This is a genomic window from Burkholderia sp. Se-20373, assembly GCF_017104705.1.
Taxonomy (GTDB): domain Bacteria; phylum Pseudomonadota; class Gammaproteobacteria; order Burkholderiales; family Burkholderiaceae; genus Burkholderia.
The window spans coordinates 1-16,708 of the sequence record NZ_JAAGPH010000161.1 but is presented as its reverse complement, the minus strand read 5'-3'; the positions used below and the strand labels follow the sequence as shown (position 1 = coordinate 16,708).

Annotated in this window: 17 protein-coding genes; 6 read left to right on the top strand and 11 right to left on the bottom strand. The window is 66.7% G+C overall.

Annotation, left to right across the window (positions count from 1 at the left end):
- The 4 genes from G3N96_RS32850 to codB all read right to left on the bottom strand — a co-directional run.
- Positions 1 to 196: hypothetical protein (locus G3N96_RS32850; protein WP_206139790.1), on the bottom strand; the 196-nt coding region annotated here is incomplete at its 3' end.
- 88 nt (positions 197 to 284) lie between these two features.
- Entirely contained in the window at positions 285 to 962 is a 678-nt protein-coding gene (locus G3N96_RS32845; RefSeq protein ID WP_206139789.1) for a TetR/AcrR family transcriptional regulator, read from the bottom strand.
- 40 nt (positions 963 to 1,002) lie between these two features.
- Positions 1,003 to 2,256 (bottom strand): cytosine deaminase, encoded by a 1,254-nt coding sequence (gene codA, locus G3N96_RS32840; protein ID WP_206139788.1) that lies wholly within the window; start codon positions 2,254 to 2,256, stop codon positions 1,003 to 1,005.
- 44 nt (positions 2,257 to 2,300) lie between these two features.
- Positions 2,301 to 3,569, bottom strand: a complete 1,269-nt coding sequence (codB, locus tag G3N96_RS32835) for a cytosine permease (RefSeq protein ID WP_206139791.1) — start codon at positions 3,567 to 3,569, stop codon at positions 2,301 to 2,303.
- A 358-nt stretch (positions 3,570 to 3,927) separates the two neighbouring features.
- On the opposite strand from codB, the gene G3N96_RS32830 reads away from it, so the two are divergent.
- The 3 genes from G3N96_RS32830 to G3N96_RS32820 all read left to right on the top strand — a co-directional run bounded on the left by G3N96_RS32830 (position 3,928) and on the right by G3N96_RS32820 (position 7,292).
- A complete protein-coding gene (locus tag G3N96_RS32830) occupies positions 3,928 to 5,217 on the top strand; it encodes an FAD-binding oxidoreductase (RefSeq protein WP_206139787.1) in 1,290 nt (429 codons plus the stop codon).
- A 17-nt stretch (positions 5,218 to 5,234) separates the two neighbouring features.
- The gene (locus G3N96_RS32825; RefSeq protein WP_089427004.1) at positions 5,235 to 5,792 is read left to right on the top strand and encodes an XRE family transcriptional regulator; all 558 of its coding nucleotides are present in this window, start codon (positions 5,235 to 5,237) and stop codon (positions 5,790 to 5,792) included.
- 153 nt (positions 5,793 to 5,945) lie between these two features.
- Entirely contained in the window at positions 5,946 to 7,292 is a 1,347-nt protein-coding gene (locus G3N96_RS32820) for a glutamine synthetase family protein (protein WP_206139786.1), read from the top strand.
- A gap of 26 nt (positions 7,293 to 7,318) precedes the next feature.
- Here the strand turns inward: G3N96_RS32820 and G3N96_RS32815 are convergent, their stop codons facing one another.
- Positions 7,319 to 8,494, bottom strand: coding sequence for an FAD-dependent oxidoreductase (locus G3N96_RS32815; RefSeq protein ID WP_206139785.1), 1,176 nt, complete (start codon positions 8,492 to 8,494; stop codon positions 7,319 to 7,321).
- A gap of 153 nt (positions 8,495 to 8,647) precedes the next feature.
- Between G3N96_RS32815 and G3N96_RS32810 the strand changes: the two genes are divergently transcribed.
- Positions 8,648 to 9,568, top strand: coding sequence for a LysR family transcriptional regulator (locus tag G3N96_RS32810; RefSeq protein WP_206139784.1), 921 nt, complete (start codon positions 8,648 to 8,650; stop codon positions 9,566 to 9,568).
- Here the strand turns inward: G3N96_RS32810 and G3N96_RS32805 are convergent.
- The 6 genes from G3N96_RS32805 to G3N96_RS32780 all read right to left on the bottom strand — a co-directional run bounded on the left by G3N96_RS32805 (position 9,563) and on the right by G3N96_RS32780 (position 15,285).
- Complete coding sequence (locus tag G3N96_RS32805; protein ID WP_206139783.1) at positions 9,563 to 10,102, bottom strand: GNAT family N-acetyltransferase; 540 nt, start codon at positions 10,100 to 10,102, stop codon at positions 9,563 to 9,565. The genes G3N96_RS32810 and G3N96_RS32805 overlap by 6 nt on opposite strands.
- Before the next feature lie 50 nt (positions 10,103 to 10,152).
- Positions 10,153 to 10,773, bottom strand: a complete 621-nt coding sequence (locus tag G3N96_RS32800) for a hypothetical protein (protein ID WP_241022938.1) — start codon at positions 10,771 to 10,773, stop codon at positions 10,153 to 10,155.
- A gap of 63 nt (positions 10,774 to 10,836) precedes the next feature.
- Positions 10,837 to 11,226, bottom strand: a complete 390-nt coding sequence (locus tag G3N96_RS32795; RefSeq protein ID WP_089441940.1) for a lysozyme inhibitor LprI family protein — start codon at positions 11,224 to 11,226, stop codon at positions 10,837 to 10,839.
- Positions 11,227 to 11,280: 54 nt separating this feature from the next.
- Complete coding sequence (locus G3N96_RS32790; RefSeq protein WP_206139782.1) at positions 11,281 to 12,027, bottom strand: N-acetylmuramoyl-L-alanine amidase; 747 nt, start codon at positions 12,025 to 12,027, stop codon at positions 11,281 to 11,283.
- 124 nt (positions 12,028 to 12,151) lie between these two features.
- On the bottom strand, positions 12,152 to 13,771 hold the full coding sequence (locus G3N96_RS32785; protein WP_206139781.1) for an NAD(P)-binding protein: 1,620 nt from the start codon (positions 13,769 to 13,771) through the stop codon (positions 12,152 to 12,154).
- A complete protein-coding gene (locus G3N96_RS32780) occupies positions 13,771 to 15,285 on the bottom strand; it encodes a polyamine aminopropyltransferase (protein ID WP_206139780.1) in 1,515 nt (504 codons plus the stop codon). The genes G3N96_RS32785 and G3N96_RS32780 overlap by 1 nt, the downstream gene beginning before the upstream one ends.
- 136 nt (positions 15,286 to 15,421) lie before the next feature.
- Here G3N96_RS32780 and G3N96_RS32775 point away from each other — a divergent pair, with 136 nt between their 5' ends.
- Together G3N96_RS32775 and G3N96_RS32770 are read left to right on the top strand one after the other, a co-directional pair.
- On the top strand, positions 15,422 to 15,808 hold the full coding sequence (locus tag G3N96_RS32775) for a DUF350 domain-containing protein (RefSeq protein ID WP_011354425.1): 387 nt from the start codon (positions 15,422 to 15,424) through the stop codon (positions 15,806 to 15,808).
- A gap of 27 nt (positions 15,809 to 15,835) precedes the next feature.
- On the top strand, positions 15,836 to 16,708 hold an 873-nt coding region (locus G3N96_RS32770), incomplete at its 3' end, for an SPFH domain-containing protein (protein WP_206139779.1).

Below are 16,708 nucleotides of genomic sequence, written 5' to 3'. Positions count from 1 at the left end.
TGGCAGAGGAGCCACAGTTGCGCGATACGCGTGCGGCGAAGTCGAGAAGTGCGGCCGATGGATTGGCCGCATAAAATTCGACCGCCGTTCGTTGGTCCTCCGTCATGTTGGCAGAGGAGGCGCGGGCGCGGCGCTGGGCGGCCACGTGTCGCGCAACAACTCGCGTTCCAACGATCATCACCACGGCAACAAGCACAAGAAGCGCCACAAGCACGACTGACCGGTGGTTCCCCGGCGAGTGTCGACGGCGCCGGGGTGCCGTGCATGAAGGGCGACGGCGGCGGTCAATCCGTCTTTCCGCCCCCGGTGATCAGCGCGTTGAGCACCAGATCCGAGATCGTGCGGTAAGCCGCGTCGAAATCGTCGTTTCCCAGCGCACGCTTGCCGAGCACCAGCAGCATCTGGGGGGCGAAATCCGCATACGCCTGCGTGGCTGCCCAGATCAGGAAGAACAGGTGCTCGGCATCGACCTGCCTGACCTTGCCTTCCTCGATCCAGCGTTCGAGCACCCGGATGTCGTCGCGCAACACCGGAATCAGTTGCTTGCGGATTTCCTTTCCGTAGGTCCTGGCTCCGCCGATGATCTCCAGCGCGAACACCCGCGATCCATGCGGGCGATTTCTGGAGAATTCGAGTTTGGCCCGGATATAGGCCGACATGGCTTCCGCGGGCTCGCGATCGGGCGCCGCAAACTCCCGCATCCTGCCGAGCCAGTCCCGCAACACGTCGTCCAGCACGCGTTGGTAGAGCGCCAGCTTCGTGGGGAAGTAGTACATCAGGTTCTGCTTCGACAGGCCGGCGGCCGCTGCGATCGTCGCAACGGAACTGCCCTCGAATCCGTCAATGGCAAACGATTCCTCGGCGGCGGCGAGAATGGTCGCCTCGAGCGTGTCGCGCAGCGCTTCGCGCCGGCCGTGAGGCCGGCCGGGCGTCCCCGCAGTCGGCTCGGACGGGTGCGTCACGATGCTCCCTCCCGCATGTCGGACCGGCGTCGTCGCCCGCTCAACGCGCGCCTGCTTCAGGATAGGTGATGCGTTCGGGCGCGCGCTGCATGATGACCTTCCCGGCACGGATCGACACGCGCACCTTGGCCTGCGTGCGAACCACTTCATAGTCGGAATCCGCGTCGAGGATCAGCAGGTTGGCCGGCCGCCCGACGGCGATGCCATAGCGATCGCCCAGGGACATCGCACGGGCGCTGTGCTCCGTCACGAAGTCGAGGCATCGCTGCAGGTCTTCGTAACCGAGCATGTGGCACACGTGCAAGCCGACGTCGAGGATGCGCAGGATGTTGCCGTTGCCGATGGGATACCACGGATCCTTGATCGAATCCTGTCCGAAGCACACGTTGATGCCGGCGCGATCGAGTTCCGCGACACGCGTGATGCCGCGTCGTTTCGGGAAGGTGTCGAAACGCCCCTGCAGGTGGATGCTTTCGGTCGGACAAGAAACAAAATGGATGTCCGAGCGCTTCAGCAACCGGAACAGCTTCGAGCAGTAGGCGTTGTCGTAGGAACCCATCGCGGTCGTGTGGCTGGCGGTGACGCGCGTGCCCATCCCGCGAACCCGCGCTTCCTCGGCAAGCACTTCCAGGAAGCGCGAGTGCGGATCGTCGGTTTCGTCGCAATGAACGTCGACCAGGCAGTCCTTGCGCTCCGCGAGTTCCATCAGGAACTTGATGGAGCTCACGCCCTGGTCGCGCGTGTTCTCGAAATGCGGAATGCCGCCCACGACGTCGGCCCCCATGTCGATCGCGCGCTCCATCAGTGCCCGTCCGTTCTCGAACGACTCGATGCCTTCCTGCGGGAAGGCGACGATCTGCAGATCGATGAGATCGCGTGCTTCGTCCCTGACCTCGAGCATCGCCTTCAACGCGGCAAGCGTGTGATCGGTGACGTCCACGTGCGTGCGCACATGCTGGATGCCGTTGTCGCGCAACATGCCGATCGTGGTGTGGGCGCGGGCCTTCGTATCCTCATGCGTGATGGTGGCCTTGCGCTGGCCCCACCGCTCGATACCTTCGAACAGCGTACCGCTCATGTTCCACTCGGGTTCGCCCGCGGTCAGCGTCGCATCCAGGTGGATATGCGGCTCGACCAGCGGCGGGATGACGAGATGGCTGCCCGCATCGATGACGTCGTCCCCTTCAGACGCCAGCGGCGACGGCTGGAGGTCGATGCCGCGAATCGTGCCCGCATCGATGTCGATCGTGAAGAGGCCGCTACGGCCGCGCAATCCGGCGTTGATGATTTTCATGAGGATTCCTGTGGTTCGGGGGAGCGGGAGGGTGCGCAGTGGAATCATTCACCCTGAACGGACGGCTCGCGCGCGAACGCGCGGGCAATCTGCAACAGCACGATGTAGGCGGCGGCGGACGCCGCGATGCCGACGAGCGGCGCGATCCACGGCGAGGTATAGGCGAGTCCGGCACCGATGGCATACGCGGCCAGGCCGACCAGGTTGAAGCGCGGAAGGCGGGCGGCGGCGAGCGACGGGTATTGCCCGCGATGGCGGTACCAGTAGTCCGCCATGATCACGCCGCCGACCGGCGGAATGATCGAGCCGAGCAGCACCAGGAACGGAATCAGCAACTCGTACATCCCGCCGACCGCGAGCACGATGCCGATCGCCGCGCCCGCGAGTACGAGCGTGCGGCGCCGTTCGGTGCGCAGCAGATGGCATCCGGCGGCCGCCACGTTGTACATCGTCGGCCCCTGGATGGTCCAGAGATTGAGGCACAGCATCACGACCGCCGCGATCGACAGGCCCTGCAGCATCATCACCTCGACGATGTCGGCTTGCTGATAGACGATCGCGCAGTATGCGCCCGCCACGATCATCAGGCCGTTGCCCGCGAAAAATCCGATCATGCTGGCCGAGACGGCGCTGCGCGCGCTCCGGGCGAGGCGGGTCCAGTTGGTTGCCTGGGTCGCGCCGCTGGCAAAGGTGCCGATGACCATGGTCACGGCGGCCGAGAACGGCATCGGCTGAGACGGTGCGACATGCGTGAGGCCGGCCCATCCGCCGATATCGCGGGTGGCGATCCACATCGACGTCATCAGCAGCACGAACATCAACGGCACGGAGACGCGCGACAGCACATCCATGCCGCGATAGCCGATGATGGCCGTGATGGAAAATCCGAAGCCGAAGAGGATCATCAACGGCGTGGTCACGGCGGGCGGCCAACCCAGCAGCTTGACCAGGACGATCGCCACCGTCGCGGTGCCCCATGCGTACCAGCCGAGTTCGGCGAAGCCGAGCAGGAAATCGGACAGCTTGCTGCCGACTTCCCCGAAGCAGAACCGCCCCATCAGCACCGCGTTCAGGCCGCTGCGGGCGGCAATCAGCGCCAGCGATGCCGCATAGGCGGCGAGCAACAGGTTTCCGATGACGGCGATCTGGATCATGCTGACGACATCGAAGGCGACACCGATCTTGCCGCCGGCAAACATCGTTCCCGTGAAGAACGTGAAACTCAACAACACCATCGTGATGGACAGGAATCCGGTGCGTTTCTCGAGCGGGACTTCGCTCAGCGAGAATTCGCCGTGATCCGATTCGTCCATCGGGCTTGCATCCCGGTTCGTGGGCATCTTTCTTGTCTCCCGTCAGCGATTGGGTTGGGTCTGAAAGGGGGGCCGTGCTTGGATGGGTGACGCGCTGCTTCAGCGCTTCATTCTCTCAGTCCAAAATTTTTACAACCGTAAAAACTTCGTCCGGGTGGATGGCGGGAACATTCACGGGGGCGGTGCGGTTCATGCGCTGGCTGCGGCTGCCCGGGCGGCGACTCGTTAGCTGACCAAGCTGACGGCGCAACGTTGATTCATCAGGACGATGCGCCGTTTATTTTGCCCGCTTGCTTCCGTGAAATTGCCGTGCTAATTTTTCATGAAATTTCTCGGCGTAATTTTCACGGGAGTCCGCATGTTCGTGCAGTCCGACCGTCACGTCGCAAGCTACTACGCCGGCACCTACCCGGCGCCGATCCCGCATCGTCCGGCGCTGGACGAACGCATCGACGCCGACGTGCTCGTCGTCGGCGCGGGGTTCAGCGGGCTGCATACGGCGTTGCGGCTGGCACTTGCCGGCAAGCGCGTCGTCGTGCTCGAAGCGAGCCGCGTCGCGTGGGCCGCGTCGGGCCGCAACGGCGGGCAGGCGCTGCTCGGCTGGTCGTGCGACATGCAGCCGCTCGAGGATTCGCTCGGCCGCGACGGCGCGCGCCTGCTGTGGGACAGCATGCGCTGGGCCGCGGCCGAGGTGCGCGAGCTGCCCGCGCGGCACGGTTTCGACATCGACTACCGGCCCGGCAGCCTGTGGGCGGCCGTGCGGCCGCGGCGCGTCGCGATGCTCGAACAGGCGCGTGACGAGGCGGCCGAGCGCTGGGGCTACGACCGGCTGCGCGTGATCGGCCGCGACGAGATGCCCGAATGGATCGGCGGCACGCGTTACCTTGCGGCGCTGCACGATCCCGAGGCCGGTCACCTGAATCCCCTGAAACTCGCGCTCGGCCTCGCGCAGACGATCGAGCGCGCGGGCGGCCGCATCTTCGAGCAGAGCCGCGTGCTCGACTGCCGCGAGACGGCCGACGGTCACCTTGCCCGCACGGCGCACGGCGAAGTGCGCGCGGACGTGCTCGTGCTGGCCTGCAACGCATACGTCGACCGGCTCGATCGCGATCTCGCGCGCCGGCTGCTGCCGGTCGGCACGTACCAGGTCGCGACCGCGCCGCTCGCACCCGACGTCGCGCGGTCGCTGCTGCCGCAGAACAGTTGCGTGATCGACAACCAGTTCGTACCCGACTATTTCCGCCTGAGCCCCGACAACCGGCTGCTGTTCGGCGGCGGCTGCACGTATCTCGGCGGCATTCCGGCCGATATCGCGGCGGCCACGCGCCCGCACCTCGAACGCGTGTTCCCGCAGCTGGCCGGCGTGCCGCTCGATTACGCGTGGGGCGGCCACATCGACATCAGCATGCGCCGCACGCCGGACATCGGCCGCCACCGGCAACGCTTCTGGCTGCAGGGTTTCTCGGGGCACGGCGTGCTGCCGACGCTCGCCGGCGCACGCGCGGTGGCCGACGCGGTGCTCGGCGACGAACGCCTGCTCGCGCAGTACCAGCGCATCCGCAACCCGCGCTTCCCCGGCGGCGACCGGCTCGCCGCGCCGCTGGAAGCGATCGGCAAGGCCTGGTACCGTCTGCGCGATACCGTCTGACTGCACCGGAACCCATCATGAATGAACAGGAAGAGATAGAAAGCCTGGCGATCCTGATCCGCGATCTGCGCAAGCACCGCAAGGTCACGCTCAACGATCTCGCGGAACGGATCGGCCGCTCGGTCGGCTTTCTGTCGCAGGTCGAGCGCGGGCTGTCGCGCCCGACGGTGGCGGATCTCACCGCGATCGGCGAGGCGCTCGGCGTGCCGACCACCTATTTCTACAGCCTGAGCAAGCCGCGCAGCGTGCCGTGGGTGACGCGGCCCGACGAGCGGCGCACCGTGTACTACGCGGCCGGCATTACCGACATCCTCGTGTCGCCGAACATGCGCTCGCGCTTCTCGATCCTCGAAAGCCATCTCGCGCCGGGCGCGAGCAGCGGCGAGCGGCCCGTCGACGACAGCGACGAGCAGGGCGGTTTCGTGCTCGAAGGAGAACTGACGATCTGGGTCGACGGCGACGATACGCCCGTCACGCTCGGCCCGAACGACGCATTCCAGCTTCCCGCGCACAAGCGCTTTCGTTACGCCAACCTGACCGACGCGCCGACGCGCGTGATCTGGGTATTCACCTGAGTGGTCGGTGCGGCATGCGGTCGGGAGGAAGCCGCGCCGCGGCCGTTGTTTGCAGTCCTGATCTGTAACAGGCGTGCGACGTCGTGCATGCCGCATGAATCCGGTTCGCCGCGCCGCGGCACCGCCATACAAGACATGGAAAGGATGAGAGACATGGCTGACGTCGTTCCCGCGCTGGTCGATGAAGTCCGCGCATTCCGGCAGGCGCATCCTGAGATCCGTTATGTCGACCTGATCTGCCTCGACCTGCCCGGACATTTCTACGGCAAGCGCTACCCGATCGACGCGCTCGAGAAGGTGGCGGCCGGCTCGCTGTTGAAACTGCCGCAGAACTGCATCCTGCTCGGCACGCAGGGCGGGCTCTACAAGATCGGCGACTACTGTTTCAACGACGGCGATCCGGACGCCGTGCGCCGGCTGATCCCCGGCACGCTGAAGCCGGTGACCTGGGAGAAGCAGCCGCTCGGCCAGATGCTGATCACGACGGACGGCACCGACGCGCCGGTCGAGTTCGAGCCGCGCGAGGTGCTCGCGCGCGTGCTGAAACGGCTCGCGCGGCGCGGCATCCGGCCGGTCGTCGCGTTCGAGCTCGAGTTCTACCTGTTCGCCGCGCAGCTCGAGGAGGGGATGCCGAAGTATCCGCGCGACCGCCTGTCCGATGATCGCGACGATCAGCCGAACATGCATATCGAGCGCCTGTCGCGCTTCTCCGACGTGCTGCACGAAATGGTCGACGTCGCGTGCGTGCAGGGGATCGACGCGACCGTGATCACCGCCGAGCTCGGGCCGGGCCAGTTCGAAATCAATTTCGGCCATTGCGACGACGGGCTGCGTGCGGCTGACTGGTCGGCGATGTTCTGCCGCAGCACGCGCGGCGTCGCGTTGCAGCACGGCTATCGCGCGAGCTTCATGGGCAAGCCGTACCTGCATGCGCCGGGCAGCGGGATGCACGTGCACGTGAGCCTCTACGACGATGCGGGGCGCAACCTGCTCGCGGCGGACGGGCAGTGGCCGCTGCGGCACGCGGTGGCCGGCTGCCTCGCGCTGCTGCCGCATTGCATGCCCGTGTTCGCGCCGAATCACAACGCGTTCCGGCGTTACGGATCGATGGTGAACGCGGCGAGCCGCGCGAGCTGGGGCTTCGAGGATCGCGATGCGTGCATCCGGATTCCCGAGTCGGATGCGCGCAACCTGCGGATCGAGCACCGGCTCGCGAGCGCGGACGCGAACCCGTACCTCGTGCTCGCGGCGATTCTCACCGGGATGGAGCACGGGCTCGACGCGAAGCGCGAGCCGATCGCGCCGCTCAACGAGGATCGCGGCAGCGGGATCGATTTCCCGAAGGAGATGCTGTCGGCTGTCGCCGGGATGCAGGATCACGCGGCCGTGCGCGAAGGGCTCGGCAGCGAGTTCGTGATGGTGTATTGCGAAAACAAGCGGCAGGAAGAGCTGGATTTCCGCAATGAGATTGGGGCGCGGGAGTATCGGTGGTTTTTGTGATCGAATGCCATCGCTTGCGCGTCTTGTCAGTCCCGCGCCGGCATCACCGGCAGGCCCGCTCCCCACGCGTTCGCGAGCGCTTCAATTTCGGCGCTCGGATCGACCTGTCGAGCAGCGTCGTGCGTGTCGTTGCCGAATAGCCGGTGAGCGAACTCGCGGGCGCGCAGCGTGATTGCCGTGGTTTTCCGGGTGCGTCGCAGCGTGAACGACGCGAGCGCTGCGTCGAGGTCGTTGCCTTTTCCATGCTCGTCGAGACAACGGGCGAGATGCCATGCGTCCTCAAGCGCCTGGCATGCGCCCTGTCCGGAGGTGGGTAGGGGTGCGTGCGCGGCGTCGCCGATCAACAGCACATTGCCGCGGTGCCACACGTCCACCGGATCGAGATCGTGCACGCGGATCTTCGCAATCGTGCCCGGCGGCGTCGCGTGCATCACGCTCGCGATGAGCGTCGGCCATCCGTCGAAGAGCCGTTCCAGCAGCGGGCCGGGATCGTCCGGTGCCGCATCGTCGCTACCGTCGATTTCAGCCTCGGCCCGGGCCGCCGCCCAGTACATGCGATGCCGGTCCAGCGCGACGATGCCGAATCGTTCGCGCTGGCCCCAGTAGTCGAATATCGACACGTCGTCGACTAGAGGCACATCGCTCTGCGCGACGCCGATCCAGTTGACGAATCCCTGATAGACGGGCGTGGCGTCGCCGACCACATGGCTTCGCGAGACGGAGTTCATGCGGCCGTCCGCGCCGATCACGAGATCGGGGGCGATCGCCTCGCCGTTGTCGAAGCGAACGATCGCGCGGCCATCGGTGTCGGTGTCGATGGCTGTCGCGCAGTGGCCGAAGCAGACTTCGATGTCGTGCGCGGCGACGTGCCACGCCAGCACGGCCTGCAAGTCGCGCCGCAAGATCGAGCGCGTCGGGAAACCCATGTGGCGGTCGAGTTCGCCGATATCGAAGCGCTTGAACGGGGTGCCGTGCCGGTCCATGCACCGCATCGCATGCAGGTGGCCGCTGACCGCGACGATGTCCGGCAGGAGGCCGAGTTGTTCGAGCACGAAGCCGGCATTCGGCCAGAGCACGACGCCGGCGCCCATCGTCGTCGCGGACGGTCTGCGTTCGTAGAGCCGTATCCGGTGCCCCTGCCCGGCGAGCGCAAGCGCGGTGCTCATGCCGGCCACGCCGGCGCCGAGAATGGCGATATCCATGTTGATGCTCCCGCAGGTTCGTGTGCGTGCTCACGTCGGCGCGGGTTCGTGCGTCGGCGGCCACGCCTTGACTGGATCCGCATCGTAAATTACGTTCACGCACGGGATAAGCCGTGAAAATTGGCGAGCTTTGATACTTGAAACGGGATAATGATGCGCAGCAAGCTGGATCTGAACGCGGTGCGCGTGTTCGTGTCGGTCGTCGACGAGGGCAGCTTTGCCGGCGCCGCGCGCATGCTGTCGATACCCGGTTCCAACGTGAGCCGCCATGTGGCGCAACTGGAGTCGAGGCTCGGCGTGCGTCTGCTGGAGCGCAGCACGCGGCACCTTCGGATGACGGAGGCCGGGCGCCTGCTGCATGAGCGCGCGAAGCCGATGCTCGATGCGCTGACGCTTGTCGAGTTCGAATTGACCTCGCAACAGACGGAGTTGCGCGGCGTGCTGAAGCTCTGCGTGCCCGGCGAAATCGGGCCGCGCATGCTCGGGCCGATCGTCGCGGAATTCGCGAGCCGCCATCCGCGTGTTGAAATCGATTGCGATACGAGCCTCGCAGGCGTCTCGACGTTGCGCGACGATATCGACCTGTCGATCATCGTCAATCGCGGCAAACTTGACGACAGCGCGTTCGTCGTCAGGCCGCTCGTGAGCCTGCCGAGCGTCGTCGTGGCCGCGCCGTCGCTGATCGAACGCACCGGCATGCCGACGCGGACGGAGCAGCTCAGGCAGTTGCCGTGCGTCACGACGCTGAGCACGCTGAAAGGGCAACCGTGGCAGTTCGCCGACGGCGACGGGCGGATTCACAGGATTCCGGTCGCGAGCCGGTATCGCGTCAATAGCGGCGAGATGGCGGGGCTGGCTGCGGTGAACGGGATCGGCTTCGCGATTCTCGTCGAACGCGGGTGCGCGGCCGAGCTGGCCGCCGGGCGGCTGGTGCGCGTGCCGCTGGAGATGACGCCGGCGCCGCTCGAACTGTTGGCCGCCTATTCGAACCGCAATTCCGTCAATGCGAAGATCCGCGAGTTGCTGCAGCTGATGCAAACACGTCTTGCGGCCGGGGTGGCGATGCCGTCATGACGATCGTTTCGGCAATGCGCGCCAGTAGCGCAGTTCCTCGATCGGCGCACCGTCGATCTCGAACGTCTTGATGTCGTCTTCGGCGACGAAGCCTTCGCGTTCATAGAACGCCCGTGCGCGACGGTTCTTGACCAGCACCCAGAGCGACACCCATTCATGGCCCGAGTCATGCAGCGCACGGCATGCATGGTCGACGAGTGCCGCGCCGACGCCTTGCCCGCAATGCGCGGGATGCAGATAGATCGCTTCGATTTCGCCCCAGGTGCGATCCTTGTCGGTGTCGCGCGTCGGACCATAGGCGACCCAGCCTGTGGGCTCGCCTTCGGTGAACGCGAGCGCGACACGCGGCCGTCCGGCGTCGAGTGCGTGGCGCCATGAAGCGGTGCGCTTTTCGACCGACAGGCCGGCGAGGAACGGGGCCGGCATGATGCCCGGGTAAGTGGCCTGCCACGATGCGACGTGGATGGCGGCGATGTCCGGCGCATCGGCGGGCGTGGCAAGGCGGATGTCGATGTGCATCGTGTTCGGTGTCATGTGCACTCCGCCTGACCGGTTGACGTGTGCCGCGCCCTCGCGCGCGAGATTCAATTCGCCGGATCCAGAGTGCCTTCTATCGCAAAGCGGTAGTTGATATCGACCTGAGATGCATCGCCCGGCACGGCGGTTTTCTTCAGCACGAATTCGAACGCAGGCTCGAACCAGCCGTTGCGCGGCACCTCGCCAGCGAGGATCTCGACGTCGTACCAGCCGTTGTCGATCTCGATCACGGGCCTGCCCGGCTCACGGTAACGCGCGAGCAGCGCATTGACCGTTGCATCGTTGAAGCGTTCGAGAATCCGCCACGTGTAGAGCATGACCGCGCGATGCTCGACGCGCAGCACGTACCCGCCGCGTCGATGCTGCAGGCGGCTTCCCGCCTTCAGCAATTCGGGTGTGTCGCCATCCAGCGTGAAGACGACCGTGTACGGATGGTTCTCGATGCCGGCGAGCGGAACGACGACACCTTCCAGCACGGCGCGATCGCCGCTGTCGCCCGTGGTGAACGCAGATGCGACGTCGTCCGGCAGTCCGTGCCGTTCCTTGAAGTGCTTCAGCAGCAGGAGATCGCCGACGAGAAAATAGTCGACCAGACCGTTGAGGACTTCAGAGAATTCATGTCGCATCGAGATTCCTTTCGAGGCTCCTTTCTCGGTGCCGATGCGCAAGGTTCGCAAGGGCACGAAGCGCCGCGTCGCGAAACGTCTCGCGGCGCGGCACGCGCGAGGCCCTTACTCGCCGAGCTTCGACGTCACGCAGCCCGTGCTCGAGCACTCGCGCTCACGCTCGCGCAGGAACGACAGCCGCGACTGCGTCATGTCGGTCGCGCACTGGAGATCCACGAGATAGCCGTTGTTGCGCGTCTCGCTGCACTGTGCGTCGCGCTGCTTCAGCCACGCGAGCTGGCCGGCCTTCAGCGTCGCCTGCTGGTCGCTGCTCAGTTGCTTGCGCAGGCGGCCGTATTCGTCGTTGAGGTCACGGTCGGTTTGCGAGAACTGCGTGCTGCTGCAGTACACCTGGTCGAACGCGCTGTGCGGCTTCGCGCAGCCGGCAGCGTGTGCGGTGAACGGAACGGCAAGCGCGAGCAGCGCGCAGGATGCGAGCAGGTTCTTCATTTTCATGGTGATGCTCCTGACTGGGTGAAAACCGTTGAGCCCGACGGGCGTTATCGTTGCTTATTGCGGTGTCGTGCACGCGTCGATGCCGCCCGCGATCGCGGTGGACAGCTTCTGGATCGTCTCGCGACGCGCAAGCCGCGCTTCCTCGTCCGGATTGACGATCACGCCGGCTTCGACGAGCACGGCCGGAATCGGCGCGGTGCGCAGCACGACGAGATCGTCGAAACGGTGGATGCCGAGTGGCGGGTCGATCAGCGGGCGATTCTCGCCGCGGATCGGCTGCGCGTGATACAGCGACGGCCGTTCGCCGGCCGCCACCAGCCGCTCGGCGATCGCCTTCGCGCACCGCAGGCTCTCCGCGTAGTGCGGATTGCGCTCCGACACGAACACCGAAAAGCCGCGGAATTCACGCTGCCGGCCCGCGTCGATGAACTGCTGCTGCATCGAGTCGTGATGGATCGACACGAACAGGTTCGCGTCGGGTGCCTGCGTCGAACGCTGATCGAGCGCGATCTCGCGGCCGTCGGCCGACGTGCGCAGCACGCGGTCGCCATGCGCGGCGAGTTTCTCGGCCACCGCAGCGGACAGGTCGAGGTTGTACAGGTATTCGACGCGGCCGCTCGCTCCGGTGGAGCCCGGGCGCGCCGCCGTATGGCCGGTGTCGACGACGATATAGCGCCCGGAGGCGGATGCGGAGTCGGCCGCATGCAGCGCCAGCGGCGCGCCGAGCAGCGGGGCGCAGGCGAGCACGCGCGCGGCGGTGCGCACGAACGGGCGAAGGCGTCGGATGGTTCGTTTCGTCATTGTTGTTGTCGAGGAGGGCATACGGCGCGTCGGACGGCACGGCACCGTCGGCCTGCTCAATGCAGTCGGAATGTCGGGCGATTATAGCGGCTGGCGGCGCCGCCGCAATGACGGATGACGGCCGTCAGGCCAGCACGCGCCGGGCGGCGAGCACGCCCCAGTACGACGCTTCCTCGAACAGCGACAGCCCGGACAGATCGGCATGCGCGAACACGACGGGGCCGTCGGCATCGCGCAGCGCGAGCAGCCCCGGCCGGCTCAGGAAGCCGACGTCGGGCGTGGCCATCGCGTGACCACGCACGGTGATCTCGAGCGCCGTCGCATGTTTCCACAGTTCGCGCCCGTAGACGGCCTGCAGGTCGATCGCCGCCTGTTCGCGCAACGCGTCGGGTCGGGCCTGCGCGAGCCAGCGGCGCGTGTCGTCGGGCGCTTGCGTGCTCAACGCCTGGTACGCGGAGAACACCGAGCGCGTCGGCGGCGACATGCGGATCAGCTGGTGCGTCGACACGACATAGCCGAGCCCCGCGCCGTCGTAGACGACGTTGTCCCACGCGAGCGGCACGCCCGCTTCCTCGGCCGGCATGCCGTCGAGCAGGAAGTTGGACACGAGCCACGGCGCACGCGGCGGCAGGTCGCGTGCGGGATCGAAGCCGTACGCGGCAAGCTGCGGAAACACGCGCGCCGCGACGAACAGCGGCATCGCGCAGACGACGCGCCGCGCCTTCAGCAGGAACGTCGACAGCGCGCCGTCGTTGCCGATGCGCGCGCACAGCACGTCGACGCCGCCCGCGCGTTCGGTCGCACGCACCGCGAAGCCGTCGCGCGACCACGTGTTCGAGCCGGTGCGCGCGGTGATCGAGTCAGCGAGCTTCGTGACCATCGTGTGCAGCCCGTCGGGCCAGGTCAGCACCGCGCCGTCGCTCGCATCGCCCGCGTGGCCGCCGCGCGACGAGAAGTAGTGCAGGCCGGCCCATGCCGAAACATGCTCGTAGCCTGCGCCATAGTCGTCGCGGCAGCAGTAATTCAGGTACCAGTGCAGCGCCTTCGCGGTGTAGCCCTCGTCGAGCAGCCACTGGCGAAACGAGCGCCGATCCAGCGCACGCCAGCGCGGGTCGCGCGACGATTCCGCGATCGGGATGCAGAACACCTTGCGGCCATCGGCGCCGCGTGCGGTGCGCAGCCCGTCCGTGTACGCGAAGAAGCGTGCCTGCTGCGCGAGTTCGTCGGCGCCGAGGCCGGCCGTCGGCACGATGCCGTCCTGCCACTGCCCGGCGATGAAGAGCCGTTCGTCGGGCGCATGGACGAGCGCGCGCTCGTCGTACACCGGGCGCGCGGAAAACGGCGCCGCTTCGATCACGCCGAGATCGGCGAGCATGTCGCGCAGATGCGCGGATTCGAGCGACGGCAGCGGCAGGTAGTGCGCGCCTTTCGGATAGCCGAGATCGCCGAAGCGGCCGCCGGCCGCGTTGCCGCCGAATTCGGGGCCCGCGAGCACCGTGAAGCGCTTGTGCCCCGCACGTGCGAGCTGCCATGCACACGACAGCCCGGACGCGCCCGCGCCGAGGATCGCGACGTCGGTCTCGATCGTGCCGGATGGCGGCGGCAGCGGTGCATGGTCGCGCAGCGCATGGCCTTCGCGCATGCCGGGGTAGCCGACCTGCGGCGTCGTCTCGATCCAGCCGGTGCGCCCGCAGGCGGCGAGCGACGCGGCCGCCGACGCGACGAGGAACGTGCGGCGGTTCATCAGCGCAGCACGTGTTTCCAGTCGTCGTCGAAGCGGCGCACGAGCGGCTGGTCGTTGAGTTCGTTCGGCGACATCGGCAGCGCCGGCATGTCGGCCGGGAAGTGGAACATCTCGGCGGCCGTCTGCGGGTCGAGCCAGCGCGTGGGCACCGTGTAGTGCGTCGGCACCGTGAAGTCGCGGCGCTTGCCGGCGATCACGAAACCCCAGTCGCCGAACGACGGCACGTAGCAGTGGTACGGCCACGTGTTGAGCCCGGCTTCGTGCAGCGTCGCGATGATGGTCCAGTACGCGTGCGGCGCGAAATACGGCGAGGTCGACTGGATCACCGCGTAGCCGTTCTCCGACAGGTGGCGCGCGAGCAGCCGGAACACGGGCACCGAATACAGCCGGCCGAGCCCGAAGTTGGTCGGGTCGGGGAAGTCGACGACGATCGCGTCGTACACGTCGGCATTCGATTCGAGCCAGCGCACCGCGTCGTCGTTGATCACGTGCACGCGCGGGTCCTTCAGCGAACCCTGGTTCAGCTTGACGAGCGGGGCGGACGTGGAGAACAGCTTCGTCATCGCGGGATCGAGATCGACGAGCGTGATCTGTTCGAGGTTGCGGTGCTTCAGCAGCTCGCGCACCGCGAGGCCGTCGCCGCCGCCGAGCACGAGCACGCGCTTCGCCCACGGCAGCGCTTCGATCGTCGGGTGGATCAGCGCCTCGTGATAGCGATGCTCGTCGCGCGACGAGAACTGCAGGTTGCCGTTCAGGTACAGCCGCATGTCGTCGTGCCACTGCGTGAGCACGATGCGCTGGTACGGCGTCGTCTCCGAATAGATCGTCTCGTCGCCGTACACGCCGTGTTCGGCCCAGTGCGTGATGCGGTCCGACAGCGCGAAGCCGGCGACGAGCAGCCCGATCACGAGCGACGCGCGCATCAGCTTGCCGCGTACGTTGCGGATCTCGTCACGGAACAGGTGCGTCGTCCACAGCGCGACGAATGCATTCAGGAGCCCGAACAGGAAGCTGGTGCGCAGCAGGCCGAGACGCGGCGCGAGTACCAGCGGGAAGATCAGCGAGACGGCGAGCGAGCCGAGATAGTCGAAGGTGAGCACTTCGCTGACGGTATGGCGGAACGCCTGGCGCCGCTGCTGGAACGCGCGCATCACGAGCGGGATCTCCATCCCGATCAGCAGGCCGAGCGCCAGCACGAGCGCATACAGCGCCGCGCGGAACGGCGCGGCGAGCCACGCGAACACCGCGAACAGCAGCGCGGCCGACACGCCGCCGAGCAGGCCGACGAGCAGCTCGATGTCGACGAAGCGGTCGAGCACGTCGTCGTCCTCGACGAACTTCGCGAGCCACGAGCCGATCCCCATCGCAAACAGGTAGCAGCCGATCACCGACGAGAACTGCAGGATCGAATCGCCGAGCAGGTAGCTGGACAGCGCGCTGCTGATCAGTTCGTAGCCGAGCCCGCACGACGCGAGCACGAGAATCGACAGGACGAGCGCGCGCCTATGCAGCATGGGGCGTCCGTTGTGCGGCGGTCGGCAATGTGGATATACTGGCGCGGAATTTTGTGGGGCGGCCATCCATCTGCTGGCCCTGCGCGGGCCGGCCGGCGACGGGGCGGCGAACCGAGCACGAAATCCGAGGGAAAGAATGAATAGTGCCTATCTCTATGCGGTTCATTTACTGTCGGCGTTCGTGCTGCTTCTTGTGTTCGCGGCAGTGTACCTGAAGGTCACCCCGTTCGACGAACTAGCGCTGATCCGCGACGGCAACGCCGCCGCGACGCTGTCGTTCGGCGGCGCGCTGATCGGCTTCTGCCTGACGCTCGCCTCCAGCATCGCGCACAACTCCACGCTCGGCGAAGTCGTGATCTGGGCGGTCGGCGCGATGGCCGTGCAACTGATCACCTATGCGGCGCTCACGCGCCTGATGCCCGGCATGAATCATGCGATCGAGGATCGCAACGTCGCGATGGGCGGCCTGATGGGCACCGCATCGCTCGTCGTCGGCATCATCAATGCCGCCTGCCTGACCTGACGCGCCACGCGTTTCGAGGAGACCGACATGAGTCTGGGTTCATTCATCCGCAAGCAGTTCATCGACGTCCTGCAATGGACGGAAGACACGGACGGCGTGCTGGCCTGGCGCTATCCGATGGAAGACCAGGAAATCCAGTACGGCGGCAAGCTGACCGTGCGCGAGACGCAGGTCGCGATCTTCGTGAACGAAGGCAAGGTCGCCGACGTGTTCCAGCCGGGGCTGTACACGCTCGAAACGAACACGCTCCCGGTGCTCACGTACCTGAAGAACTGGGACAAATTCTTTCAGTCGCCTTTCAAGTCGGACGTCTATTTCTTCAGCACGCGGCTGCAGCTCGGCCGGCGCTGGGGCACCGCACAGCCGGTGACGATCCGCGATCGCGAATTCGGCTTCGTGCAGGTGCGCGCGTTCGGCATCTACTCGTACCGGATCGTCGATGCGGGCGCGTTCCATCGCGAAGTCAGCGGCACGCGCGCGCAGTACACGGTCGACGATCTCGAACAGCAACTGCGCAACCTGGTCGTCACCGCGATGAGCACGACGTTCGGCTCGGCTGACGTGCCGTTCGTCGACATGGCCGCGAACCAGTCGCTGCTGTCGCAGCGCGTCGCCGAGGCGCTGGTGCCGGTGTTCACGCGCTACGGCCTCGCGCTCGACGCGTTCGCGGTTGAAAGCGTGTCGCTGCCGGCCGAACTGCAGAAGGCGCTCGACCTGCGGATCGGTGCGGGGATGGCCGGCGATCTCGCGCGCGCCACGCAATACCAGACCGCGCAGGCGATTCCGCTCGCCGCGCAGAACCCGGGCGGCATCGCCGGGATCGGCGCGGGGCTCGCTGCCGGGGCGGCGATCGGGCAGGCGATGGCCGGCCAGATGGCGGGTGCCGCGCAACCGGCGCCG